Origin of the sequence: Streptomyces sp. B93 (genome assembly GCF_018070565.1) — a bacterium.
In the GTDB taxonomy this organism is placed as follows: Bacteria; Actinomycetota; Actinomycetes; order Streptomycetales; family Streptomycetaceae; genus Streptomyces.
This window is the reverse complement of sequence record NZ_JAGPXL010000035.1, coordinates 43,005-67,138: the sequence shown is the minus strand read 5'-3', so window position 1 is coordinate 67,138 and position 24,134 is coordinate 43,005. Positions and strand designations below refer to the sequence as shown.

General features: G+C 72.8%; 18 protein-coding genes. 4 read left to right on the top strand and 14 right to left on the bottom strand.

Features of this window, described 5'->3' with window-relative positions; genetic code table 11:
* Positions 1–17: 17 nt before the first annotated feature.
* The 7 genes from KBY47_RS27140 to tkt all read right to left on the bottom strand — a co-directional run bounded on the left by KBY47_RS27140 (position 18) and on the right by tkt (position 9,215).
* Positions 18–896 (bottom strand): DUF4232 domain-containing protein, encoded by an 879-nt coding sequence (locus KBY47_RS27140; protein ID WP_210925378.1) that lies wholly within the window; start codon positions 894–896, stop codon positions 18–20.
* Between the two features lie 91 nt (positions 897–987).
* Positions 988–1,866, bottom strand: coding sequence for a phosphogluconate dehydrogenase (NAD(+)-dependent, decarboxylating) (gene gnd / locus KBY47_RS27135; protein ID WP_210925375.1), 879 nt, complete (start codon positions 1,864–1,866; stop codon positions 988–990).
* 2 nt (positions 1,867–1,868) lie between these two features.
* On the bottom strand, positions 1,869–3,515 hold the full coding sequence (pgi, locus tag KBY47_RS27130) for a glucose-6-phosphate isomerase (RefSeq protein ID WP_210925373.1): 1,647 nt from the start codon (positions 3,513–3,515) through the stop codon (positions 1,869–1,871).
* Complete coding sequence (opcA, locus tag KBY47_RS27125; RefSeq protein WP_210925371.1) at positions 3,508–4,443, bottom strand: glucose-6-phosphate dehydrogenase assembly protein OpcA; 936 nt, start codon at positions 4,441–4,443, stop codon at positions 3,508–3,510. The genes pgi and opcA overlap by 8 nt, the downstream gene beginning before the upstream one ends.
* The gene (gene zwf / locus KBY47_RS27120; RefSeq protein ID WP_210925369.1) at positions 4,440–5,978 is read right to left on the bottom strand and encodes a glucose-6-phosphate dehydrogenase; all 1,539 of its coding nucleotides are present in this window, start codon (positions 5,976–5,978) and stop codon (positions 4,440–4,442) included. Before zwf ends, opcA begins: the two co-directional genes overlap by 4 nt.
* Positions 5,975–7,120, bottom strand: a complete 1,146-nt coding sequence (gene tal / locus KBY47_RS27115; RefSeq protein ID WP_210925367.1) for a transaldolase — start codon at positions 7,118–7,120, stop codon at positions 5,975–5,977. Before tal ends, zwf begins: the two co-directional genes overlap by 4 nt.
* A gap of 19 nt (positions 7,121–7,139) precedes the next feature.
* Positions 7,140–9,215, bottom strand: a complete 2,076-nt coding sequence (gene tkt, locus KBY47_RS27110) for a transketolase (protein ID WP_210925365.1) — start codon at positions 9,213–9,215, stop codon at positions 7,140–7,142.
* A gap of 169 nt (positions 9,216–9,384) precedes the next feature.
* Between tkt and KBY47_RS27105 the strand changes: the two genes are divergently transcribed.
* Positions 9,385–10,284 carry an AraC family transcriptional regulator gene (locus KBY47_RS27105; protein ID WP_210925363.1) on the top strand — a complete coding sequence of 300 codons (900 nt, stop codon included), beginning with the start codon at positions 9,385–9,387 and terminating at the stop codon, positions 10,282–10,284.
* 64 nt (positions 10,285–10,348) lie between these two features.
* On the opposite strand, the gene KBY47_RS27100 is transcribed toward KBY47_RS27105, so the two are convergent.
* The 4 genes from KBY47_RS27100 to KBY47_RS27085 all read right to left on the bottom strand — a co-directional run bounded on the left by KBY47_RS27100 (position 10,349) and on the right by KBY47_RS27085 (position 16,152).
* Complete coding sequence (locus KBY47_RS27100) at positions 10,349–11,749, bottom strand: glycoside hydrolase family 16 protein (protein WP_210925361.1); 1,401 nt, start codon at positions 11,747–11,749, stop codon at positions 10,349–10,351.
* Positions 11,750–11,993: 244 nt separating this feature from the next.
* Positions 11,994–14,096 carry an MMPL family transporter gene (locus tag KBY47_RS27095; protein WP_210925359.1) on the bottom strand — a complete coding sequence of 701 codons (2,103 nt, stop codon included), beginning with the start codon at positions 14,094–14,096 and terminating at the stop codon, positions 11,994–11,996.
* Between the two features lie 149 nt (positions 14,097–14,245).
* Complete coding sequence (locus tag KBY47_RS27090; RefSeq protein WP_210925357.1) at positions 14,246–14,911, bottom strand: response regulator transcription factor; 666 nt, start codon at positions 14,909–14,911, stop codon at positions 14,246–14,248.
* Positions 14,908–16,152 (bottom strand): sensor histidine kinase, encoded by a 1,245-nt coding sequence (locus KBY47_RS27085; RefSeq protein WP_210925355.1) that lies wholly within the window; start codon positions 16,150–16,152, stop codon positions 14,908–14,910. The genes KBY47_RS27090 and KBY47_RS27085 overlap by 4 nt, the downstream gene beginning before the upstream one ends.
* A 118-nt stretch (positions 16,153–16,270) precedes the next feature.
* On the opposite strand from KBY47_RS27085, the gene KBY47_RS27080 reads away from it, so the two are divergent.
* Both KBY47_RS27080 and KBY47_RS27075 read left to right on the top strand, forming a co-directional pair.
* On the top strand, positions 16,271–17,617 hold the full coding sequence (locus KBY47_RS27080) for a 6-phospho-beta-glucosidase (RefSeq protein WP_210925353.1): 1,347 nt from the start codon (positions 16,271–16,273) through the stop codon (positions 17,615–17,617).
* A 129-nt stretch (positions 17,618–17,746) separates the two neighbouring features.
* Positions 17,747–18,646 (top strand): sulfotransferase, encoded by a 900-nt coding sequence (locus tag KBY47_RS27075; RefSeq protein WP_308405302.1) that lies wholly within the window; start codon positions 17,747–17,749, stop codon positions 18,644–18,646.
* A 36-nt stretch (positions 18,647–18,682) separates the two neighbouring features.
* On the opposite strand, the gene KBY47_RS27070 is transcribed toward KBY47_RS27075, so the two are convergent.
* From KBY47_RS27070 to KBY47_RS27060, 3 genes are read right to left on the bottom strand one after another with little or no spacing between them, the layout of a single operon-like run.
* On the bottom strand, positions 18,683–19,846 hold the full coding sequence (locus KBY47_RS27070; RefSeq protein ID WP_210925351.1) for a glycosyltransferase: 1,164 nt from the start codon (positions 19,844–19,846) through the stop codon (positions 18,683–18,685).
* A gap of 43 nt (positions 19,847–19,889) precedes the next feature.
* Complete coding sequence (locus KBY47_RS27065) at positions 19,890–21,203, bottom strand: nucleotide sugar dehydrogenase (RefSeq protein ID WP_210925349.1); 1,314 nt, start codon at positions 21,201–21,203, stop codon at positions 19,890–19,892.
* Between the two features lie 37 nt (positions 21,204–21,240).
* Positions 21,241–22,689, bottom strand: a complete 1,449-nt coding sequence (locus KBY47_RS27060; protein WP_247695296.1) for a glycosyltransferase family 4 protein — start codon at positions 22,687–22,689, stop codon at positions 21,241–21,243.
* 38 nt (positions 22,690–22,727) lie between these two features.
* On the opposite strand from KBY47_RS27060, the gene wecB reads away from it, so the two are divergent.
* Positions 22,728–23,825, top strand: coding sequence for a non-hydrolyzing UDP-N-acetylglucosamine 2-epimerase (wecB, locus tag KBY47_RS27055; protein WP_247695295.1), 1,098 nt, complete (start codon positions 22,728–22,730; stop codon positions 23,823–23,825).
* Positions 23,826–24,134 lie beyond the last annotated feature (309 nt).

Genomic DNA, 24,134 nt, shown 5'->3' with positions numbered 1-24,134 from the left:
CTCCCTCGCCCCGGTGGCTACGACTCGTCGCGCTTCCAGGGTCCGACGCCCAGCTTCCCCGTCGTCCCGAGGTCCAGTTCCGGTGTCACCATCACCGGGTCGGCGCCGGGTCCCGCGACGACGCGGGCGTACGGCGCGTTCACGGGCGTACCGAACTCGGTGGTGTTGCGCCACACCAGCGCGGACCGGGCGCGTTCGCCGGGCGCGAGGTCCAGCGGCTGGGGCTCGCCGTCGGCGCCGGTGCTCATGGCGATGGAGTCGCCGCCCTCCAGCACCTTCACGTCGGTGACGACGTCGTGGTCCTCGTCGACGACGTCGACCCGCGGATAGCCGTCGAGATGGTAGGGCTCGGTGCCGCAGTTCTCCAGCAGCAGCCCGACGACCCGCAGCCCCATGGCGGCGTCGCCCTCGTCCGCGGTCACCCGGATACCGGACTCCGGGCACGGGCCGCCCGGCGCGGGGGCCTCGTCGGCGGGGACGCTGCGGACCTTGGTGATCCGCACCAGGGGCCGGCCCTGGGAGGTGATGAGCGGCGCGCCGGTGTCGACGGTGTGCCGTACCGTCCGGCCCGGCGGCACCGACGCCACCCGCTCCTCCAGGCCGCTCCGCATCTCCCCGGTCTCCGACAGCACGGCGAGGCTGACGGTGTAGGTGTACGCCTCCGCCTCGTCGTTGGTGATCCGCAGGGCGGCGCACCCCGTGTACCCGGAGCCGCCCAGCGCGTCGATCCGTACCCCGTCCAGCTCCAGCCCGGTGGTGTCGCCCGGCTCGGCCGTCGCGCACGCCCCGGTCGGCCGGGGTCCGTCCGCGCCGGTGCCGGTCGCCTCCGTGCCGCAGGAGGTGAGGAGGAGGATGCCGGCGAGCGCGGCGGGCGGGGTGAGGGAGGCGGTACGCATCCGGTCACCCCACCAGGACCGCGCCCGTCGAGGCCGTGGCGGAGGCCACAATTCCTGTTACAGGGGTGTCACAAGCCCAGGTGGGGCCGGTCTACTTCGTCGACTCGACCGCGTGGCCGCCGAACTGGTTGCGCAGCGCGGCGATCATCTTCATCTGCGGCGAGTCCTCCTGGCGCGAGGCGAACCGCGCGAAGAGGGAGGCCGTGATCGCGGGCAGCGGCACGGCGTTGTCGATGGCGGCCTCCACGGTCCACCGGCCCTCGCCGGAGTCCTCGGCGTAGCCGCGCAGCTTGTCCAGGTGCTCGTCCTCGTCGAGGGCGTTGACGGCCAGGTCCAGCAGCCAGGACCGGATGACCGTGCCCTCCTGCCAGGACCGGAAGACCTCACGGACGTCCGTCACCGAGTCGACCTTCTCCAGCAGCTCCCAGCCCTCGGCGTAGGCCTGCATCATGGCGTACTCGATGCCGTTGTGGACCATCTTGGAGAAGTGCCCGGCGCCGACCTTGCCCGCGTGGACGTAGCCGTAGGGGCCCTCCGGCTTGAGGGCGTCGAAGACCGGCCGGAGCCGGTCGACGTGCTCCTTGTCGCCGCCGACCATCAGGGCGTAGCCGTTCTCCAGGCCCCAGACGCCGCCGGAGACACCGGCGTCGACGAAGCCGATGCCCTTGGCGCCGAGTTCGCCGGCGTGCTTCTCGTCGTCGGTCCAGCGGGAGTTGCCGCCGTCGACGACGATGTCACCGGCCTCGAGGAGAGTGCCGAGTTCGTCGACGACGGACTGGGTGGCGGCACCGGCCGGGACCATCACCCAGACCGTGCGCGGCCCCTCCAGCCGCTCGACGAGTTCGGCGAGGGAGCCGACGTCGGAGAGTTCGGGATCGCGGTCGTAGCCGATGACGGTGTGGCCCGCGCGGCGGATCCGCTCGCGCATGTTGCCGCCCATCTTGCCGAGACCGATGAGACCGAGCTGCATGATCACTTCACTTCCTTGAGGTCACGGTAGGCGGCCACGAGCGCGGCGGTAGAGGCGTCGAGGCCGGGCACCTCGGTGCCCTGGGTGAGCGCGGGTTCGACCCGCTTGGCGAGGACCTTGCCGAGTTCGACGCCCCACTGGTCGAAGGAGTCGATGTCCCAGATGGCGCCCTGTACGAACACCTTGTGCTCGTACAGCGCGATCAGCTGGCCGAGGACGGACGGCGTCAGCTCGGCGGCGAGGATCGTGGTGGTGGGGTGGTTGCCGCGGAACGTGCGGTGCGGGACCTGTTCCTCGGGCACGCCCTCCGCGCGCACCTCGTCCTCCGTCTTGCCGAACGCGAGCGCCTGCCCCTGCGCGAACAGGTTGGCCATCAGCAGGTCGTGCTGCGCCTTCAGTTCGTCGCTCAGCTCGGCTACGGGCCGGGCGAAGCCGATCAGGTCGGCCGGGATCAGCTTGGTGCCCTGGTGGATCAGCTGGTAGTAGGCGTGCTGCCCGTTGGTGCCGGGCGTGCCCCACACCACCGGACCGGTCTGCCACTCCACGCCGCGGCCCGCGCGGTCCACGGACTTGCCGTTGGACTCCATGTCGAGCTGCTGGAGGTAGGCGGTGAACTTCGACAGGTAGTGGCTGTACGGCAGCACCGCGTGCGACTGGGCGTCCAGGAAGTTGCCGTACCAGACCCCGAGCAGGCCCAGGATTAGCGGCGCGTTGGCCTCGGCGGGAGCACTCCGGAAGTGCTCGTCCACGGTCCGGAAACCGTCGAGCATCTCCCGGAAGCGGTCCGGGCCGATCGCGATCATCAACGAGAGCCCGATGGCGGAGTCGTAGGAGTAGCGGCCGCCGACCCAGTCCCAGAACTCGAACATGTTCTCGACGTCGATGCCGAATTCGGTGACCTTCTCCGCGTTCGTCGACAGCGCCACGAAGTGCTTCGCGACCGCCTTCTCCTCGCCGCCGAGGCCCGCGAGCAGCCAGGAGCGGGCCGAGGTGGCGTTGGTGATGGTCTCGATGGTGGTGAAGGTCTTGGACGCGACGATGAACAGGGTCTGAGCCGGGTCCAGGTCGCGGACCGCCTCGTGCAGGTCGGCGCCGTCCACGTTGGAGACGAAACGGAACGTCAGGTCGCGTGCCGTGTAGGCGCGCAGCGCCTCGTACGCCATCGCCGGGCCGAGGTCGGAGCCGCCGATGCCGATGTTGACGACATTGCGGATGCGCCTGCCGGTGTGGCCGGTCCACTCGCCGGAGCGGACCCGCTCGGCGAAGTCGCCCATCTTCGCCAGGACCGTGTGCACCTGGGGCACGACGTTCTCGCCGTCCACCTCGATCACCGCGTCGGCCGGGGCGCGCAGCGCGGTGTGCAGCACCGCCCGCCGCTCGGTGACGTTGATCCTCTCACCGCGGAACATGGCGTCCCGCAGCCCGAACACATCGGTGGCGGCGGCCAGTTCCTGGAGGAGGGCGAGGGTCTCGTCGGTGACCAGGTTCTTGGAGTAGTCGATGCGCAGGTCGCCGACGCGTACGACGTACCGCTCGGCGCGGGCCGGGTCGGCGGCGAACAGCTCACGCAGCTCCGGGACGCCCTGCGCCCGGTGGTCCTCCAGGGCGGTCCACTGCGGGCGCCGCGTCAGCAGGGGGGTGTCAGACATGGGACGGGGTCTCCTTGGTGGCCTCGCCGCGCAGGGCGACGGCGTACATCTCGTCGGCGTCGAGGCGCCGCAGCTCCTCGGCGATGAGTTCGGAGGTGGGGCGCACCTTCAGGGCGAGGGTGCGGGACGGCTGGTCCGGCAGGGAGAGGGTGGCCAGCGGGCCCTCGGGGCGGTCGATGACGATCTCGCCCCGGTCGGTGCCCAGCCGTACGCCGGTGACCACCGGGCCCGCGGTCTCCACCCGGTCGACGGTGACGCCGAGCCGGGCCTGGAGCCAGCGCGCCAGCAGTTCGGCGCTGGGGTTGTCGGCCTCGCTCTCCACGGCCGCCGAGGTGATCGGCAGCCGGGCCTGGTCGAGGGCGGCGGCCAGCATGGAGCGCCAGGGGGTGAGCCGGGTCCAGGCCAGGTCGGTGTCGCCGGGCGCGTAGGACTTCACCCGGGTCTCCAGGGCGGTCAGCGGGCGCTCGACGGCGTACATGTCGGTGATCCGGCGCTGGGCCAGCGCGCCCAGCGGGTCCTTCGACGGGTTGTCGGGGGCGTCCACCGGCCACCACACCACCACGGGCGCGTCCGGCAGCAGCAGCGGCAGCACGACGGAGTCGGCGTGGTCGGACACCTCGCCGTAGGTGCGCAGGACGACCGTCTCACCGGTCCCGGCCTCGGAGCCGACCCGCACCTCCGCGTCCAGCCGGGAACGGTGGCGCTCGCGGGGGGTGCGGGCGTGCCGCTTGATGACGACCAGGGTGCGCGAGGGGTGCTCGTGCGAGGCCTCCTCGGCGGCCTTGATCGAGTCGTAGGCGTTCTCCTCGTCCGTGACGATGACCATCGTCAGGACCATGCCCACGGCGGGGGTGCCCAGGGCGCGGCGGCCCTGCACCAGCGCCTTGTTGATCTTGCTTGCCGTGGTGTCGGTCAGGTCGATCTTCATGGCCTGCGCCAGCTCCGTCCGTCTCGTGCGAGCATCTCGTCGGCTTCCTGCGGACCCCAGCTGCCCGACGCGTAGCGCGCCGGCCTGCCGTGCGTGGCCCAGAACTCCTCGATCGGGTCGAGGATCCTCCAGGACTCTTCCACTTCCTGGTGACGGGGGAACAAGTTGGCGTCGCCCAGGAGGACGTCCAGGATGAGCCGTTCGTACGCCTCCGGGCTGGACTCCGTGAACGACTCGCCGTACGCGAAGTCCATCGTCACGTCCCGGATCTCCATCGAGGTTCCCGGAACCTTCGAGCCGAACCGGACCGTCATGCCCTCGTCCGGCTGGACGCGGATGACGACCGCGTTCTCGCCGAGTTCCTCGGTGGCCGTCGAGTCGAAGGGGGAGTGCGGGGCGCGCTGGAAGACGACCGCGATCTCGGTGACCCGGCGGCCGAGCCGCTTGCCGGTGCGCAGGTAGAAGGGGACGCCCGCCCAGCGGCGGTTGTCGACCTCCAGCTTGACGGCCGCGTAGGTGTCGGTGGTGGAGGCCGGGTCGATGCCGTCCTCCTCCAGGTAGCCGCGCACCTGCGCGCCGCCCTGCCAGGCGGGCGCGTACTGGGCGCGCACGGTGTGCCGGGCCAGGTCCTCGGGCAGCTTCACCGCCTTGAACACCTTCAGCTTCTCGGTCAGCAGGGAGGCCGCGTCGAACGCCGCGGGCTCCTCCATCGCGGTCAGCGCCATCAGCTGGAGCAGGTGGTTCTGGATGACGTCACGGGCCGAGCCGATCCCGTCGTAGTAGCCCGCCCGGCCGCCGATGCCGATGTCCTCCGCCATGGTGATCTGTACGTGGTCGACGTACGACCGGTTCCAGATCGGCTCGAACAGCTGGTTGGCGAAGCGCAGCGCCAGGATGTTCTGGACGGTCTCCTTGCCGAGGTAGTGGTCGATCCGGAACACCTGCTCCGGGTCGAACACCTCGTGCACGATCGCGTTGAGGGCCTCGGCCGACTCCAGGTCGTGCCCGAACGGCTTCTCGATGACGGCCCGCCGCCAGGAGCCCTCGGGCGCGTCGGCCAGGCCGTGCTTCTTCAGCTGCTGGACGACCTTGGGGAAGAACTTCGGCGGTACGGAGAGGTAGAAGGCGTAGTTGCCGCTCGTGCCCCGCGAGACGTCCAGCTCGTCGACGGCCGCGCGCAGCTGCTTGAACGCGGTGTCGTCGTCGAAGTCGCCGGGGATGAACCGCATGCCCTCGGCGAGCTGCTGCCAGACCTCCTCACGGAACTCGGTGCGGGCGTGCTCGCGCACCGCGTCATGCACGACCTGCGCGAAGTCCTGGTCCTCCCAGTCCCGGCGGGCGAAACCCACCAGGGAGAAGCCCGGAGGCAGCAGACCCCGGTTGGCGAGGTCGTACACCGCGGGCATCAGCTTCTTGCGGGACAGGTCGCCGGTGACGCCGAAGATGACGAGCCCGGAGGGGCCCGCGATCCGCGGCAGACGGCGGTCCCGGGGGTCCCGCAGCGGGTTGCTCCACTCGGCGGTCTCGGAGGTCACTGTCCGTCAACTCCCTTGGCGTCCATCGACTTCGTCACGGCGTCCAGGAGTTCCTGCCACGCCGCCTCGAACTTGGCCACGCCCTCGTCCTCCAACCGGGTGACGACCTCGTCGTAGGAGATGCCGAGGCGCTCCACGGCGGCCAGGTCGGCGCGGGCCTGGGCGTAGCCGCCGGTGACCGTGTCGCCGGTGATCCGGCCGTGGTCGGCGGTGGCGTCCAGGGTGGCCTCCGGCATGGTGTTGACCGTGCCGGGCGCGACCAGGTCCTCCACGTACAGGGTGTCCTTGTAGGCGGGGTCCTTCACTCCGGTCGACGCCCACAGCGGGCGCTGCTTGTTGGCGCGGGCACCGGTCAGGGCGAGCCAGCGGTCCCCGGCGAAGACCTCCTCGTAGGCCTCGTAGGCGAGGCGGGCGTTGGCGAGGGCGGCGCGGCCCTTGAGGGCCAGGGCCTGGTCGGTGCCGAGCAGGGTCAGCCGCTTGTCGATCTCGGTGTCGACGCGGGAGACGAAGAAGGAGGCGACGGAGTGGATTGTGGCCAGGTCCAGTCCCGCGGCCCGGGCCCGCTCCAGGCCCGCGAGGTAGGCGTCCGTCACCTCGCGGTAGCGCTCCAGGGAGAAGATCAGCGTGACGTTGACGCTGGTGCCCTGGGCGATGACCTCGGTGATGGCGGGCAGGCCCGCCCGGGTCGCCGGGATCTTGATCATCACGTTGGGGCGGTCGACCAGCCAGGCCAGCTGCCTGGCCTCGGCGACGGTGGCGGCCGTGTCGTGGGCGAGGCGCGGGTCGACCTCGATGGAGACCCGGCCGTCCCGGCCGCCGGTGGCGTCGTACACGGGCCGCAGGATGTCGGCGGCGGCCCGCACGTCGGCGGTCGTCATCATCCGTACGGCCTCGTCCACCGTGACGCCGCGCACCGCCAGGTCGGCGAGCTGCTCCTCGTAACCTTCGCCGGAGCCGATGGCGGCCTGGAAGATGGACGGGTTGGTGGTGACGCCGACGACGTGGCGGCTGGTGAGGAGTCCGGCGAGGTTGCCGGAGGCGATCCGCTCGCGGGACAGGTCGTCGAGCCAGATCGAGACGCCCTCGTCGGACAGGCGCTTCAGGGGCTCCGCGGCTGCGGTTGCTTCGGTCATTGTGATCATCTTCTCTCTGGCGTTCGGGTCAACCACGGGCGGCGGCGAGCGATTCCCGGGCGGCGGCGACGACGTTCTCGGGGGTGAAGCCGTACGCGGCGAACAGGGTCGCGGCGTCGGCGGAGGCACCGAAGTGCTCCAGGGAGACGATCCGTCCGGCGTCTCCCGTGAACCGGTGCCAGGTCAGGCCGACGCCCGCCTCGACGGCGACGCGGGCCTTCACGGACGGCGGCAGCACGCTCTCGCGGTACTCGCGCGGCTGCTCCTCGAACCACTCCACGGACGGCATCGACACCACCCGGGTGCCGATCCCGGCGGCCTCCAGCTCCTCCCGTGCCGCGACCGCGAGCCGCACCTCGGAGCCGGTGGCGATCAGGATGACCTCGGGGGTGCCGGTGGAGGCCTCCCGCAGGACGTAACCGCCCCTGACCGCGTTCTCGTCGCGCTCGTAGGTGGGCACGCCCTGCCGGGTGAGCACCAGGCCGTGCGGGGCGGGCGCGGTGGTGTGGCGGCGCAGGATCTCCGCCCAGACGACGGCGGTCTCGTTGGCGTCGGCGGGCCGGACCACGTTCAGGCCGGGGATCGCGCGCAGCGACGCCAGGTGCTCCACCGGCTGGTGGGTGGGGCCGTCCTCGCCGAGGCCGATGGAGTCGTGCGTCCACACGTACGTCACCGGCAGCTGCATCAGCGCGGACATCCGGACGGCGTTGCGCATGTAGTCGGAGAAGACCAGGAAGGTGCCGCCGTAGATACGGGTGTTGCCGTGCAGCGCGATGCCGTTCATCTCCGCGGCCATCGAGAACTCGCGGATGCCGAAGTGGACGGTGCGGCCGTACGGGTCGGCCTCCGGGAGCGGGTTGCCCTCCGGCAGGAAGGAACTGGACTTGTCGATGGTGGTGTTGTTGGAGCCCGCGAGGTCGGCGGAGCCGCCCCACAGCTCCGGGACCACCGCGCCCAGCGCCTGGAGCACCTTGCCGGAGGCGGCCCGGGTCGCGACCGGCTTGCCCGGCTCGAAGACCGGGATGTGCCGCTCCCAGCCCTCGGGCAGCTCACCACGGCTGATCCGGTCGAACTCGGCGGCGCGCTCGGGGTGGTCCTCGCGCCAGCGGGCGAGCCGCTTGTCCCAGGCGGCGTGCGCGTCGGCGCCGCGGTCCAGGGCCCGGCGGGTGTGGGCGAGGACGTCGTCGTCGACCTGGAAGGCGCGCTCCGGGTCGAAGCCGAGGACGCGCTTGGTGGCGGCGATCTCCTCCTCGCCGAGCGCCGAGCCGTGGGAGGCCTCGGTGTTCCGGGCGTTCGGGGCGGGCCAGGCGATGATGGTGCGCATGGCGATGATCGAAGGGCGCGCGGTCTCGGCCCGCGCCGCCTCGAGCGCCGCGTACAGCGCATGCACGTCGACATCGCCGTCCTCGGTGGGCGCGATCCGCTGGACGTGCCAGCCGTACGCCTCGTACCGCTTCAGCACGTCCTCGGAGAACGCGGTGGCGGTGTCGCCCTCGATGGAGATGTGGTTGTCGTCGTAGAGGAAGACCAGGTTGCCGAGCCGCTGGTGCCCCGCGAGCGAGGAGGCCTCGGCGGAGACGCCCTCCTGGAGGTCGCCGTCGGAGACGATCGCCCAGACGGTGTGGTCGAAGGGCGAGGTGCCCTCGGGGGCGTCGGGGTCGAACAGGCCGCGCTCGTAGCGGGCGGCCATCGCCATGCCGACGGCGTTGGCGACGCCCTGGCCCAGCGGCCCGGTGGTGGTCTCCACGCCCGCGGTGTGGCCGTACTCCGGGTGGCCGGGCGTCCGGGAGCCGTGGGTGCGGAACGCCTTCAGGTCGTCCAGGTCCAGCTCGTACCCGGCGAGGAACAGCTGGGTGTAGAGGGTCAGCGAGGTGTGGCCGGGGGAGAGGACGAAGCGGTCGCGGCCGGTCCACTCCGGGTCCGCCGGGTCGTGCCGCATCACCTTCTGAAAGACCGTGTACGCGGCGGGGGCCAGGCTCATCGCCGTACCGGGATGCCCGTTGCCGGCCTTCTGCACGGCGTCGGCCGCCAGCAGCCGGGCCGTGTCCACGGCCCGCCGGTCGAGATCCGTCCACTCAAGGCCGTCGGGTGTCTGCGCGCTCATCTGTGGCCCGTCCCCTTCAAGAGTTCATGGAAAGCTGCATCGTTCCTGGTGAGACGCGTTCGACTGTAAAAGTCTGACTTTTCAAAAGACAGGTCGGGGTGTGTCAGCCTGTGGTGAAAGTGGGACACCCTGGGCTTCGGAAAACGCATCAAGGCGGCGCGAGAAGGACATGGCGGAAAGAACCCTCGCCGAGGACGGCGGCGCGAGCGACGGCATCGACACGTTCGCCTTCCCGGTAGAGAGCAGCATCTGCGGCGTCGGCATGCAGGTCGGCCCCATGGGCGCCGGCCCCGGCTGGCACGGCGGTGCCCCCCTGGAACGCGTCCACCGCATCGACTTCCACGTCGTGATGTTCTTCACCGACGGCCCCGTACGCCACATGATCGACTTCGCCGAGTACGAGGCGACGGCGGGCGACGTGCTGTGGATTCGCCCCGGCCAGGTGCACCGCTTCACGACGACGGGCGAGTACCGCGGAACCGTCCTGGCCATGCAGCCCGGCTTCCTGCCCCGCGCCACCGTGGAGGCCACCGGCCTGTACCGCTACGATCTGCCGCCCCTGCTCCGCCCCGGACCCGCCCAGCTCGACGCCCTGCGCGCGGCCCTCGACCAGCTCCGCCACGAGTACGAGGACACCACCACCCTGCCGCTCAGCCTGCACACCTCCGTGCTGCGGCACTCCCTCAGCGCCTTCCTGCTGCGCCTCGCCTACCTCGCGGCCAGCTCCGCCGAGGGCGCCCGGCAGCGGTCCGACACCACCTTCACCCTCTTCCGGGACGCCGTGGAGAAGGGCTTCGCCACCAACCACAGCGTCAGCGCCTACGCCGAGGGCCTCGGTTACTCCCGCCGCACCCTCGTGCGCGCGGTACGCGCCGCCACCGGCGACACCCCCAAGGCCTTCATCGACAAACGGGTCGTCCTGGAGGCCAAACGCCTCCTCGCCCACACCGACCTCCCCATCGGCCGGGTCGGCGTCGCGGTCGGCTTCCCCGACGCGGCGAACTTCTCCAAGTTCTTCCACCAGCACACCGACACGACGCCGGCGGCGTTCCGGGCGGAGCTGCGCTAGCGGGAACGCCAGAGGGGCCCCACGCGCGCGTGGGGCCCCTCTTCTCCACCGCTGGAGGGAGGACTCAGCGGCCGAAGTGGAACCAGTTGACGTTGACGAAGTCCGCGGGCTGGCCGCTGGTGAAGGTCAGGTAGACGTCATGGGTGCCGGTGACCGAGCTGATGTTGGCCGGGACCGTCCGCCAGGACTGCCAGCCGCCGGTGTTGCCGACCGCGAAGCTGCCGATGGGTGCGTTGGTACGGCTGTCCAGTCGTACCTCGACCAGGCCGCTGACGCCGGACGCGGCGCCGCTGGCGACCCGGGCGACGAACTGGGTGGCCGCGGTGGAGCCGAAGTTGACGCCGCGGTAGAGCGCCCAGTCGCCGTTGGCGAGGGCGCCGAGGTTCTGGCCGCCGCCGGTGTCGGTCGTCGCCTCGGTGAAGACGCCGGACTGGCCGTCGTAGGACTCGGCCTGGATGGCGCTGTAGGCGTCGCGGTTGCCGGTCGGGGGCGGTGTGGTGCCGCCGCCGGAGGAGGACAGGACCTGGACGTAGTCGACGACCATGGAGTGGCCGGGGACGGTGGCCGCGTCCGGGCCGCCGCCGAAGGCGTCCACGAAGCCGCCGCCCATCGCCACGTTCAGGATGATGAAGTAGCCGTGGTTGGTGGCGTTGGCCCAGGTGGTGGCGTCGACCTGGTTGGCCCGTACGGTGTGGTAGTTGATGCCGTCGACGTAGAAGCGGATCTCCTCGGGGCTGGTCGAGCGGTCCCACTCCATGCCGTAGGTGTGGAAGCCCGCCTGGCAGGTGGTGCCGGGGCAGGCGCGGGAGCCGCCGATGCCGGTGGTCTCGTTGCAGGGGCCGCCCGGTGAGGTGCCGCAGTGCATCGTGGACCACACGGTGTTCAGGCCCTGGACGTTCTCCAGGATGTCCAGTTCGCCCACCGACGGCCAGTTCCAGTAGTTGCCGCGGTAGGGGGAGCCGAGCATCCAGAAGGCGGGCCAGTAGCCGCGGGCGGCGGCACCGGTGACGTTCGGCATCTGGATGCGGGACTCGACCCGCAGCTTGCCGCCCGCCGGGGGCTGGAAGTCGGTGCGGTTGGTCTCGATGCGGCCCGACGTCCAGTTGCCCGCGGCGTCCCGGCGGGGGGTGATGCGCAGGTTGCCGTTGCCGTCCAGGGCGACGTTGTTGGTGCTGGACGTCATGGTCTCGATCTCGCCGGTGCCCCAGTTGGCGGGGCCGCCCGGGTAGCCGGTGCCGGTCGAGTAGCGCCAGTTGGAGGTGTTGACGCCGGTGCCCGCGGCGCCGTTGAAGTCGTCGACGAAGACCTGTGTCCAGCCGGACGGCGGCGGGGGAGCGGCGGCCGTCGCGGACGGCACGGCGGCCGTGGCGACGAGCCCCGCCAGGCCGACGGTGCCGAGGACGGCGAGGAGCGCCCGCCGCAGGGGGCGCCGCCGTCTGTGGGATGTGCCGGAGGGTGCACTCATGGGGGGTGCCTCTCGGTACGGACCCGTGGATACCGGTACGGGTGGGGAGTGGGTGCGGGTGTGCCGCGCGGGGACGTTCTGAGAGCGCTCTCAGAACGGCGTGCGCCGCCAATGTGCTCTGTGTCACCGCGGCCGTCAAGAGGTGCAGCGAAGAAAGTCCTTGCGGAGCACGCGAGTTCAGGTCGTGAAGACGCGACGGCGCGGTCCGCCACCCGCACCGGGGCGGCGGACCGCGAGGTGACGTTCAGCTCTGGGCGGCCAGTTCCCGTTCCGCCGGGGCCTCCTCGCGCAGGCCGTAGCGGTCATGCGCCCGCCGCAGTGCCTTCGGCGCCCACCAGGCGCGGTGCCCCAGCAGCGACATCGTCGCCGGGACGAGCAGCATCCGCACGATCGTCGCGTCGATGAGGACCGCCAGCGTCAGGCCCAGGCCGATCTGGAGGATGGGCGAGAAGCCGCCCGTCATGAAGGCGCCGAACACCACCGCCAGCAGCAGCGCGGCGCAGGTGACCACCCGACCGGAGCGGCGCAGCCCGGTCACGACGGCCTCCTTGTCGTCCCCGGTCAGCTGCCGGGCCTCCCGCATCCGGGCCAGGATGAACAGCTCGTAGTCCATGGCCAGTCCGAACGCGATCGCGACGATCAGCGGCGGCGCGGTGAGGCTGAGCGCGCCCAGACCCTCGGCGCCCAGCAGCCCCGCCAGATGGCCGTCCTGGAACACCCACACCACGACGCCCAGCGCGGCACCCAGGCTCAGCAGCGTCGTCACGATGGTGCGCAGCGGGATCAGCACCGACCCGGTGAACGCGAACAGCAGGGCGAAGATCCCGGCCAGCACGGTCACCGCGGCCCAGGGCGCCCGCTCCGCCAGCATCTCGCGGAAGTCGACCAGGCGGGCCGCGGTGCCGGTGACCTCCACCGGTTCGTCCCCGCGCAACTCCCGTACCGTTTTGACCAGTTCGGTGGCCGCGGCGCCGTCGACGCTCCCCGTGGGCGGCAGCGAGATGACGGTGGTGCCGTCAGGCAGTTCGCGGGAGTGCGCGGCGGGGGAGAGGGCCAGGACGCGGTCGATGGTCGCCGGTCCGGTGTCCGCCCCGGCGACGACGGTCACCGGGTCGACGCCGGCGCCCGCCGGGAAGTGCGCCTCGACGGTGTCGTACAGCTGCCGGGCCTCGGTGTCCGTGGGCAGCTGGCGGGCGTCGCCGATGTTGATGGTCAGGGAGGCGACGGGCAGCGCCAGCACCAGCAGCGCCGGGACCACGGTGGCCAGCACGGCGACCCGGCGGCGTACCGAGAAGCGGGCCAGCCGGGCGAAGAGGCGGCCCTCCGCGCCGTCCGGACGCTCCTTCGCCGGGGCGATCCGTCCGCCGAACCGGGCCAGCAGGGCGGGCAGCAGGGTGAGCGCGGCCAGCATGTCGATGACCACCACCGCGGCCACGGCCAGGCCCATGCTCCGCAGGAACACACTGGGGAAGACCAGCAGCCCGGTGAGGCTGACCGCCACCGTCAGACCGGAGAACAGCACGGTCCGCCCGGCCGCCGCGACCGTGCGGTGCACCGCCTCCGTGACGTCCTCGGTGCGCCGCCGCTCCTCCCGGAAGCGGACCAGCATCAGCAGCGCGTAGTCGACGGCCAGACCGAGGCCCAGCATGGTGGTGACCTGGATGGCGTAGACCGAGATGTCGGTGAACTGGCTGAAGGCGAACAGGGCGAGGAAGGCGCCCGCGATGCCGCTGACCGCGACCAGCAGCGGCAGTCCGGCGGCCCGCAGCCCACCGAAGATGACCAGCAGCAGGGCCAGGACCACGGGCAGCGAGATCAGTTCGGCGTTGGCCACGTCCTGCTGGGCGCGTTCACCGAGCTGCTTGCCGAGCAACGGGCCGCCGCTGAAGTGCACTTCGGGGGCGTCGATCTCCTTGAGCCGGTCGGCCGCGGCGTCCACCGCCCGCTCCTCGGCGTCGTCGTCGAGGCCGCCCCGGAGGGTGACGGGGATCAGCAGGGCCCGCCCGTCCTCGGCGGTCAGTCCCCGGGTGGCGTACGGGTCGGGCACGGCGGCGACCCCGTCGATCGCCCGCACGTCGGCGACGGCCCGCTCGACCTCGCCGCGCAGGCCCGGGTCGGAGACCGCCTCGGCCTCGACGACACCGGTGAGGGAGCGGCCGGTCGGATCGGCCCGGTCGAGGTACTGGGCGGCCCGCTCCGACTCGGTGCCCGGTACCTCCGGCACGTTGTCGGAGAGCCGTGCGAAGACGCCCGTCCCCAGCCCGAAGCCGAGCAGCAGGAAGAGCACCCACAAGAGGATGACGGTCAGGGGGCGGCGGGTCGCCGCCCGGGCGAGGGTGGACAGCACGGGTCCCTCCCGGCAGGTCGTCGGCTGGTGTGTCGTCCCACAGACTCCTGCCGAGCGGCACCCCGCCGGATCGCCGGAGGGAGCGGTTTCCGGGCCTCCGTCGCACGGGGGAGAAGGGGTGCCGTCTCCCTCGTGCGGGGGAGCGTGCCCTAGGCCGTCCCCGGCGTCACCAGTCCCGTCTCGTAGGCGCAGATCACCGCCTGCACCCGGTCCCGCAGACCCAGCTTGCTCAGCACGTTGCTGACATGCGTCTTGACGGTGTGTTCGCTGACGAACAGCGTCGTGGCGATCTCGGCGTTGGTCAGGCCGCGGGCCAGCATCCGCAGCGTCTCCACCTCACGGGCGGTCAGGACGTCCAGGCGGGCCGGGGCGGCGTCGGCGGGCGGCGCCCCGCGGCGGCGGACGATGTCGGCGACCAGCCGCCGGGTCACCGCCGGGGCGAGGAGCGAGTCACCGGCCGCGACGACCCGCACCGCGTGCACCAGGTCGTCGCGGCGCACGTCCTTCAGCAGGAACCCGCTGGCCCCCGCGTAGAGCGCCTCGTACACGTACTCGTCGAGGTCGAACGTGGTCAGCATGACCACCTTGCACGCGGACCGCGCGCACACCCGCCGGGCCGCCTCCAGGCCGTCCATCACCGGCATCCGGATGTCGAGCAGCAGCACGTCGGGGACGTGCCGTTCGACCGCCGCGACCGCCTCCGCGCCGTCCCCCGCCTCGGCGACCACCTCGATGTCCGGCTGCGCCTCCAGGATCATGGAGAAGCCGCTGCGGACCAGTTCCTGGTCGTCGGCGACGACCACCCGGAGGGTCACCCGAGGGCCGCCTGCCGTCGCTGCACCGCCGCGGGCAGCCGGACGGCGACCCGGAAGCCGCCCTCCGGTCCGCGCCCGGCCTCGGCGCTGCCGCCGCAGGCCGCCGCCCGCTCCCGGATGCCGATCAGCCCGTGCCCGCCGACCGGCCACGACTCGTCCGCGACCGGCCCGGACCGCCCGCCGTCCGCGCCGGATGCGTCCGGCCCCCTGCCGTCATCGGTCACCGCGAGCCTCAACTCGTCCTCCGTCCAGTCGAGATCGACGATCGCGGAGGAAGCGTACGCGTGCTTGACGGTGTTGGTCAGCGCCTCCTGCGCCACCCGGTAGACGGCGACCTCGGTGTCCGGCGGCAGCGGACGCGGCTCGCCCGTGACGCGCAGGGTCACCCGCAGGCCGGTGGAGTCGCCGACCTGGCGCACCAGGCCGGGCAGCGCGGCCACCCCCGGCTGCGGCAGCCGCTCGGGGGGCCCGGCGTCCCGGTCCTCGGTGAGGACGCCGAGGATGCGGCGCAGCTGGGCCATGGCGTCCCGGCCGGTGCCCGCGATGGCGTCGAACGCCGCCTCGGCACGGGCCGGGTCGCTGTGCACCACGACGGGTCCGGCCTCGGCCTGCACCACCATCAGGCTGACCGCGTGGGCGAGGATGTCGTGCATGTCCCGGGCGATCCGGGCCCGTTCCTGCGCCCGGGCCCGTTCGGTGTCGGCGGCGCGCTCCCGCTCCAGCCTGCGCGCCCGGTCCTCCAGCGCGGCGGTGTAGGCGCGCTGCACCCGCGCGAGCACGCCGAGCGCGTACGCGGAGACCACGCTCATCAGGTGGAAGGCGTACTCGAAGGGCCGCGCGTCCCCCTTGTGCACGATGGTCAGGGTGACGCCGAGCAGCCAGCCGACCAGCATGAAGCGCCGCTGCGGGGGCGGGCAGAGCGCGGCCACGGTGTAGAGGACGACCAGACCGCCGTAGACCACGTCCGGCGCGGGCGCGTGGTACACCGCCATCGCGGGCGTCGCCACCGACACCGCGCACGCGGTGGCGAACGGCGCCCGGCGCCGCCAGACGAGCGGCAGCGCGGTCGCGGCCCCGAGCAGATGGCCCTGCCAGGTCAGCGGGGCGTCCCGGCCCCCTGGAAAGATCCACTGGAGGGAGACGGCGAACAGCACCGCGGCGGCGAGCGCGCCGTCGACGGCGTACGGGTTGGAGTCGCGCAGCCGGGCGACGGCGGGGGAGAACCAGGACCGGGCGGACATGGGCGGCTCCTCGGGGCACGGGCCGTTCCAGTATTGCCAGGGCCCTGGTCGCGGGCCTCACCGGTGCGAGGGATATTGGCAAGCGCGCGACGAGGTGATCGGGAGAGGTGGGTACGGCATGAGGCTGACCATTCTGGGCGGCGGCGGGTTCCGGGTGCCGCTGGTGTACGGGGCGCTCCTCCGGGACCGGGGGGAGGGGCGGGTGACCGACGTCGTCCTGCACGACCTGGACGCTGGACGGCTGCGCGCGGTCTCCCGGGTGCTGGCCGAGCAGGCGGCGGCCGTCGCCGACGCTCCGCGCGTGACCGTCACCACCGACCTCGACGAGGCCCTGCGCGGGGCCGACTTCGTCTTCTCCGCGATCCGCGTCGGCGGTCTCCAGGGGCGCGCCGACGACGAGCGGGTGGCGCTGGCGGAGGGCGTCCTCGGGCAGGAGACGGTCGGCGCGGGCGGCATCGCCTACGGGCTGCGGACGGTCCCGGTCGCCCTGGACATCGCGCGCCGTGTGGCGCGGCTGGCGCCCGACGCCTGGGTCATCAACTTCACCAACCCCGCCGGACTGGTCACCGAGGCGATGTCCCGGCACCTCGGCGACCGCGTCATCGGCATCTGCGACTCGCCGGTGGGCCTCGGCCGCCGTATCGCCCGGGTGCTCGGGGTCGGCGACCCCTTGTCCGCCTGGATCGACTACGTCGGCCTCAACCACCTCGGCTGGGTCCGCGCCCTGCGCGTCGGGGGCCGTGACGAGCTGCCCCGGCTGCTCGCCGACCCGGACCTGCTCGGCTCCTTCGAGGAGGGCAGGCTGTTCGGCGCGGACTGGCTGCGGTCACTGGGCGCCGTACCCAACGAGTACCTGCACTACTACTACTTCAACCGGGAGACGGTACGCGCCTACCGCGAGGCCGACCGCACCCGCGGCGCCTTCCTCCGGGACCAGCAGGCCGGTTTCTACGCGGCGGCCACCGACCCCGGGGTCTCCGCCCTGGACGCCTGGCAGCGCACCCGAGCCGAACGCGAGGCCACCTACATGTCCGAGAACCGGCGGTCGGCCGGGGCGGGCGAACGCGAGGCGGCGGACCTCTCCGGCGGCTACGAGAACGTCGCCCTCGCCCTGATGCGGGCCATCGCCCGCGACGAGCGCGCCACGCTGATCCTCAACGTCCGCAACCGCTCCACCCTCTCCGTCCTCGACCGGGACGCCGTGATCGAGGTGCCCTGCCTGGTCGACGCGGGCGGCGCGCACCCGGTGGCCGTGGACCCACTGCCGGACCACGCCACCGGGCTGGTCTGCGCGGTGAAGGCGGTCGAGCGGGAGGTGCTGTCCGCGGCCGGCTCCGGTTCCCGGGCGACGGCGGTGAAGGCGTTCGCCCTGCACCCGCTCGTCGACTCCGTGGGTGTCGCCCGCCGCCTCCTCGACGGCTACACCGCCGTCCACCCGTCTCTCGCCTACCTCAGCAAGAATTAAGGAAGCGGTAAAGCGCCTGGTGGTAAGCGGTATTTGCGGTTCCGTGACCACGCCCATTCGCCTGCCGTACACCTTCGGTTCGCCTGACGCCTCTGAGATGCCGGGTTAAGGAGAGAGAAAGGTGTCACCGTGCGAGACCCGCGTATGTCCGCCCTCGGTAAAGGCCTCAGGCGCCGCGGCAGGCTGATGGTCCAGGCCGTGAGCCCGCCGCGCCGGGTGAGCCCCGAGCGGCGCACCCTGAACGCGGTGCCCTCCCCGCGGGAGGCCGTCGACACCGACACCGCGGGCACCGTGCCGCTCGCGCCCCGGCTGGTGGAGTCCCCGGTGTTCGTGCTGTCCTCGGTGCGGTCCGGCTCGACCCTGCTGCGGGTGCTGCTCAACAGCCACAGCCGCATCCGCGCCCCGCACGAGATGCATCTGCGCACCGTGCACGTCCAGTTCTCGCGGGACTTCACCGCCGACGCGATGAAGGAGCTGCGGCTGGACCGGCAGGAGCTGGAGCACGTGCTGTGGGACCGCATCCTGGACCTGGAGCTGACCCACAGCGGCAAGGACGTGATCGTCGACAAGACCCCGGCGAACACCCTCATCTTCAAGAGGCTGAGGCGCTGCTGGCCGAACGCCCGCTACATCGTGCTGCTGCGGCACCCCGGCGCGGTGGTCTCCTCGCTCGTCAACCGCCGGGACAACCCCAACCTGGAGGCGATCCACGGGGAGGTCCTCCAGTACGCCGAGAAGCTGGAGGAGGCCCGCCAGCGACTCGAAGGCGCCCACGTCATCACCTACGAGGACCTCACCGCCGACCCGGAGCGGATCACCCGCGGCCTGTGCGCGTACCTGGGGGTCCCGTGGGAGAGCGGGATGCTCGACTACGGCAGCCATGAACACGGCAGGTTCCGCCCCAAGCTGGGCGACTGGAGCAGCACCATCAAGTCGGGCCGTATCCAGGCCGCCCGCACCGCCGACCCGGAGATCGAACTCCCGCCACGGCTCGCCGAGTTGGCCAAGGCCTGGGGATACGCCGACTGAGCTGCGGACGGCCTCCGGTTCAGCCGTCCACCCGGTTCAGCCGTCCACCGCGACGACCGGACGCCCGGGGCGGCGGCCCGGGTCACGCTCGGTGCCCGCCTCCTTCGCCCAGCGCTCCAGTACGTCCGTGAACTCGGCCGCCCGCACCGACCAGTCGAGCCCGGCGACCGCCGCCGCCCGGCCCCGCCCGGCGGTGGCGGCCCGCAGCTCCGCGTCCGCGCGCAGCCGCCTGACGGCCTCGGCCGCCGCCGCCGGATCGCCGTACGGGACGACGAGACCGCAGCGGTGCCGGGTCACCAGCGCGGACGCCAGCGGGTTCGGCGTGGTCACCACGGGAACGCCGTGCGCCATGTACTCGACGACCTTGGTGGGCTGCGAGTGCCGGTAGTTGGGCTGGTCGTGCAGCAGGGAAAGACCGGCCAGGGCACCCCACAGCCGCGCCAGGGCACGGTCGTTGGGCAGATAGCCGTGCCAGCGCAGCACCCCGTCCCGGTCGGCCTCGGTGAGCGCGCCCCGCACCTCCGGGTCGGCCGCGCCGATCACCTCGGTGCGCACCTCCGGCGCCAGCAGCCGGGCCGTCTCGATCAGGTCGAGCGCGCCGCGCGCCCGGGACAACTGGCCCACGTACACGACCCGGTCGGCGCCGGGCCGCGGCGGCTGGGCGGTCGGCACCCGCGGCAGGTTCGGCACCACCGGGTGGGGGCGCGCGAACCGCGCCCGGTAGGCGTCCTCCGCGAGCAGCAGCCGCAGGTGCCGCTCGGCCAGGCGCTCCGCCGCCCGCACCGCGACCCGCAGCGGCGGGCGCAGCGCCCCGGGCAGCCAGCGCTTCATCGTCAGCGCCGCCGCCGTGTCCTCGTGCACGTCCCACACGGCCACCGGGGCGTGGCCGTCGCGCCGCCACCGGCGCAGCGTGCCTGGCAGGGCGAGCAGCAGCTCCGGGTCGTGCAGCAGCACCACGTCCGCCTCCGGGCCCCGCTCGGCGAGCAGGGCCCGCGCCGCCCGCAGCGCCGCCCGGCGGTCCCGGCCGACGGCCCGGGGCAGGTCGACGCCCTCCACCCCGGGGCGCGGCACCACCGCACGCGCGCTGAACGGGGCGGCGTACACCACCCGGTGGCCGCGCTCGGTCAGGGCCGCGATCTGCCGGTGCAGTATCCGCGCGTCCTCGGGATGGTGGACGACGGTGACGACGAGTATCCGCATCAGAGCAGCGCCTTTCGGTTCCGTCCCCCGGGCTGGTGGTCCCTCACAGCACCTCGACACCGGGCCGGAAGATCCGCCCCCGGGTGTCGAACAGCAGCCGGGCCGCGTCGGCGAGGGCGGGCAGGTCGTAGGAGGAGTGGTCCTGGAGCAGGACCGTCAGGTCGTGGTCGCGGGCGGCGGCCAGCGCGTCGTCGACCCGGGGGACCGGCACGTCGTCGACGGACCACTCGGGGACGTACGGGTCGTGGAAGGAGACCTCGGCCTCCAGGCGCCGCAGCAGCCGTGCCACCGGCACCGCCGGGGACTCCCGCCGGTCGGCCACGTCGGGCTTGTAGGTGACGCCGAGCAGCAGCACCCGGGAGCCGTGCAGCGGCCGGTCGGCGGTGTTCAGCAGGTCCTGGGCGCGCCGTACGACGTACTCGGGCATCCGCCGGTTGATCTCCTGCGCCAGCCCGACGAACCGGAAGTCGTAGCCGAGCGAGGAACGCACCTTGTACGACAGGTAGTTGGGGTCGATGGGGATGCAGTGGCCGCCGACCCCGGCGCCCGGACGGAACGCCTGGAAGCCGAACGGCTTGCTGTCGGCGCAGCGGATCGCGTCCCACAGGTCGACGCCCAGCTCATGGCTGATGATCGCGAGTTCGTTGACCAGGGCGATGTTCACGTGCCGGTAGGTGTTCTCCAGCAGCTTGGCCATCTCGGCCTCGCGGGTGCCCTTCGCCTGGACGACGGTGTCGACGAGCTTTCCGTAGAAGGCGACCGCCCGCTCGGCGCAGGAGGGGGTGCAGCCGCCGACGACCTTGGGGGTGTCGCGCAGCCCGTGCCCGGTGTTGCCGGGGTCGATGCGCTCCGGTGAGAAGGCGAGGGCGAAGTCCTCCCCGGCCCGCAGCCCGGACTCGCGCTCCAGCAGTGGCCGTACGACCTCCTCGGTGGTGCCGGGGTAGGTGGTGGACTCCAGGACGACGAGCTGGCCCGGGCGCAGCCGGGCCGCCACCGCGCGGGCGGCGGAGGTGACCGCGCTCAGATCGGGGCCGCCGTCGCCGTCGAGCGGGGTGGGCACGCAGATCACCACGGTCTGGGCGCGGGCCAGACATCCGTCGTCGGTGTTGGCGGTGAAACCGGCGGCCAGCATCCGGCGGACGTCGTCGCCGGACACGTCGTCGACGTGGGAGCGCCCGGCGTTCAGGCCCGCGACGACATGGGGGTCCCGGTCGAGGCCCACCACGCGCAGGCCGACCGTCGTGGCCTCCCGGGCCAGTGGCAGCCCGACGTAGCCGAGCCCGATCACGGCGAGGTCCACGGAGCCGGTCCGCGTCGTCGTGTTGTCCCCGAGCGGTTCTGACTGGTCGGCGTGCATGGTCTGCTCCCGTCACCGGATGAGGTTGCGCGGTCCCTCACAGACAGCCGAGGGCGCGGTACGCCTCCCGGGTCGTCGAGGCGACCCGGGCCCAGGTGCGGTCGCGCGCCACGATCTCGCGGGCGACTTCACCCCATTCGTACCGCTTTCGACTGTAAAGAAGACTTTCCAGCTCATCCGCCCAAGTCTGAGGAGAGGAGGGGGGAATGAGCAGGCCGGTCTCTCCCGGCTTGACGAGTTCCGCCAGTGCCGGAAGATCGCTGGCGGCGACCGGAAGCCCGCTCGCCATCGCCTCCACCGGCTTCAGCGGCGTCACCAGACGGCACACCCGCGCATCGGTCCGCGGCACCGCGAACACGTCCAACACCGCGTGGAATTCGCGCACTTGTGCGTACGGCACCCGCCCGGTGAACACCGCCGCCCCGTCCCCGAGACCCAGCCGCCCGGCCAGCTCACCGAGCGCCGCCCGCTCCGGGCCGTCCCCCACGATCAGCAGCCGCACCGGCACCCCGCGGCGCCTCAGCTCGGCACCCGCATGGAGCAATGTGCCGATTCCCTCGTGTGGAGTAAGGCTGCTCACCGTGCCGACCACGAAGTCGTCCGGCGCGATGCCGAGCCGGGCCCGCACCGGCGCCCCGTCCGGCAGGGGCGCCAGGAACTCCTCGTCCACCGCGTTCGGCACGATCAGCACCCGCTCCGCGGGCACCCCGCGCGCCACGATCTCCGCCTTCATCGCCGCGCCCAGCGTCAGCACCAGGTCCGCCTCGCGCATGCAGCGCGTCTCCAGCTCGCGCCGGGCCAGGTACGTCGGATCGGCGCCGCCGCGCCCCGGCGCCTGGGTCAGCCAGGTGTCCTCCAGGAAGCCCCGCACCTCGTAGACGACCGGCAGCCCGTAGGCGGCGCGCAGGGCCAGCGCGACCCGCCCGTTGCCGTGGTCGGTCGCCGGGTGCAGCACGGCGGGCCGCAGCCGCTCCACCAGCCGCCCGGCCAGTTCCGCGTTCCGCGCCAGCACCGCCGCCTGCCCGTACGGCAGCCAGCGGGGCAGCAGCCGGTGCTGCGGCACCCCGCCGACCGTGTGCAGCGGACGCCCGTCCGGCACGCCCTGCGTCACCGGGAACCCGATCCGCGTCACCACGTGCGGATCGAGCCCGGCGGCCCGCTGCGCCTCGGCGATCTTCTGGGTGCGCACGGTGTACCCGGCGTGCTTGAACGGCAGCCCGTTGGTCACCAGGTGCAGCACGCGCCCCGGCACCGGACGCACCCGTCGGGCGGCCAGTACGGGCATCCGTCCCCCGGACGGAGCAGCGGCGGGCCCCGCCGCCCGGGCCCGCCCCGCGAGCCGCCGTTCCACCGCCCCCACCCTGCGCCGCACGGGCGGCGGCAGCAGCCGCACCCCCAGCAACGCCGCCCGGAAGGGGTCCTGGCGCAGCTCGCCCCACGCCACGGATGCGGCCAGACTGAACACACGAGTGATATGGCGCGACATGGCGTCACATTAGGCGGACAGAGCGGAGAAAGTACGACATGAACGGCCGCGTACGCCCCATGCTGCACGTAGTCGGCACCCGACCGAACTTCGTCAAGGCCGCCCCGGTCGTCGCCGCGCTGCGCTCGGCGGGCTGCGAGCAGGTCCTGGTCCACACCGGCCAGCACTACGACGAACGGATGTCGGACGTCTTCTTCCGGCAACTGGGGCTGCCCCGGCCCGACACCGACCTCGGCGTCGGCTCCGGCAGCCACGCCCGGCAGACGGCCGACCTGCTCACCGCCCTGGAGGGCGAACTGACCGCGCGCGACCCCGCCCTCGTCGTCGTGTACGGCGACGTCAACTCCACGCTGGCCGCCGCCCTCGCCGCCGCCAAGCTGGGGATGCCCGTCGCCCATGTCGAGGCGGGCCTGCGGAGCTTCGACATGACGATGCCCGAGGAGGTCAACCGGCGCCTGGTCGACCAGCTCGCCGAGCTGCTCTTCGCCACCAGCCCCGAGGCCGTCGGCCACCTCGCCCGCGAGGGCGTCGACCCCGGCCGCGTCCACCTCGTCGGCAACCCCATGATCGACACCCTGCTCACCCACCTGGACCACTTCGACCCCGAGGCCGCCCGCGCCGCGCACGGACTGCCCGCGCGCTACGGCGTGGTCACCCTGCACCGCCCCGCCAACGTCGACGACCCCGAGGCCGCCCGCGCCGCCGCCCACGCCCTCGTCGAGGCGGCCCGCCTCCTCGACCTCGCCGTGCCCCTGCATCCGCGCGGCCGGGCCGCCCTCGGCTCGGCGGGCCTCGACCACGCGCCCGGTGTCCATGTCCTGGACCCGCTCGGGTACGTCGAGTTCATGAGCCTGGTGCGCGGCGCCGCCGCCGTCATCACGGACTCCGGAGGCGTCCAGGAGGAGACCACCGTGCTCGGGGTGCCCTGTCTGACGCTGCGCACCAGCACCGAGCGCCCGGTCACCGTCACCCACGGCACCAACCGGCTCATCGGGCCCGACGAACTCGTCCCCACCCTGCGCAAGCTGCTGGACGGCGACTTCACCGCGCCGGACGAGGGACCGCCGCTGTGGGACGGGCGGGCCGGCGCCCGGATCGCCGCCGAGATCGTCCGGCGACTGGAGCACGATGCCTGAGAACACGATGGGCGAGAGGAACTGGGCTGGGGTGGTTGGCTCCTCGGGGACCTTCGGGGCCGGGGCCGCCGTGTCCGGGATGGCCGGGTCTGGGGGTGCCGGGTCGGGAGCCTCCGGGTCCAGGGCGGCGGGTTCGGGGACCTCCGGGTCTGGGGGCGCCGGGTCGGGGGCCGCCGTGTCCGGGATGGCCGGGTCTGGGGGCGCCGGGTCGGGGGCCGCCGTGTCTGGGACGGCCGGGTCTGGGGGCGCCGGGTCGGGGGCCGCCGTGTCTGGGATGGCCGGGTCTGGGGGCGCCGGGTCGGGGGCCGC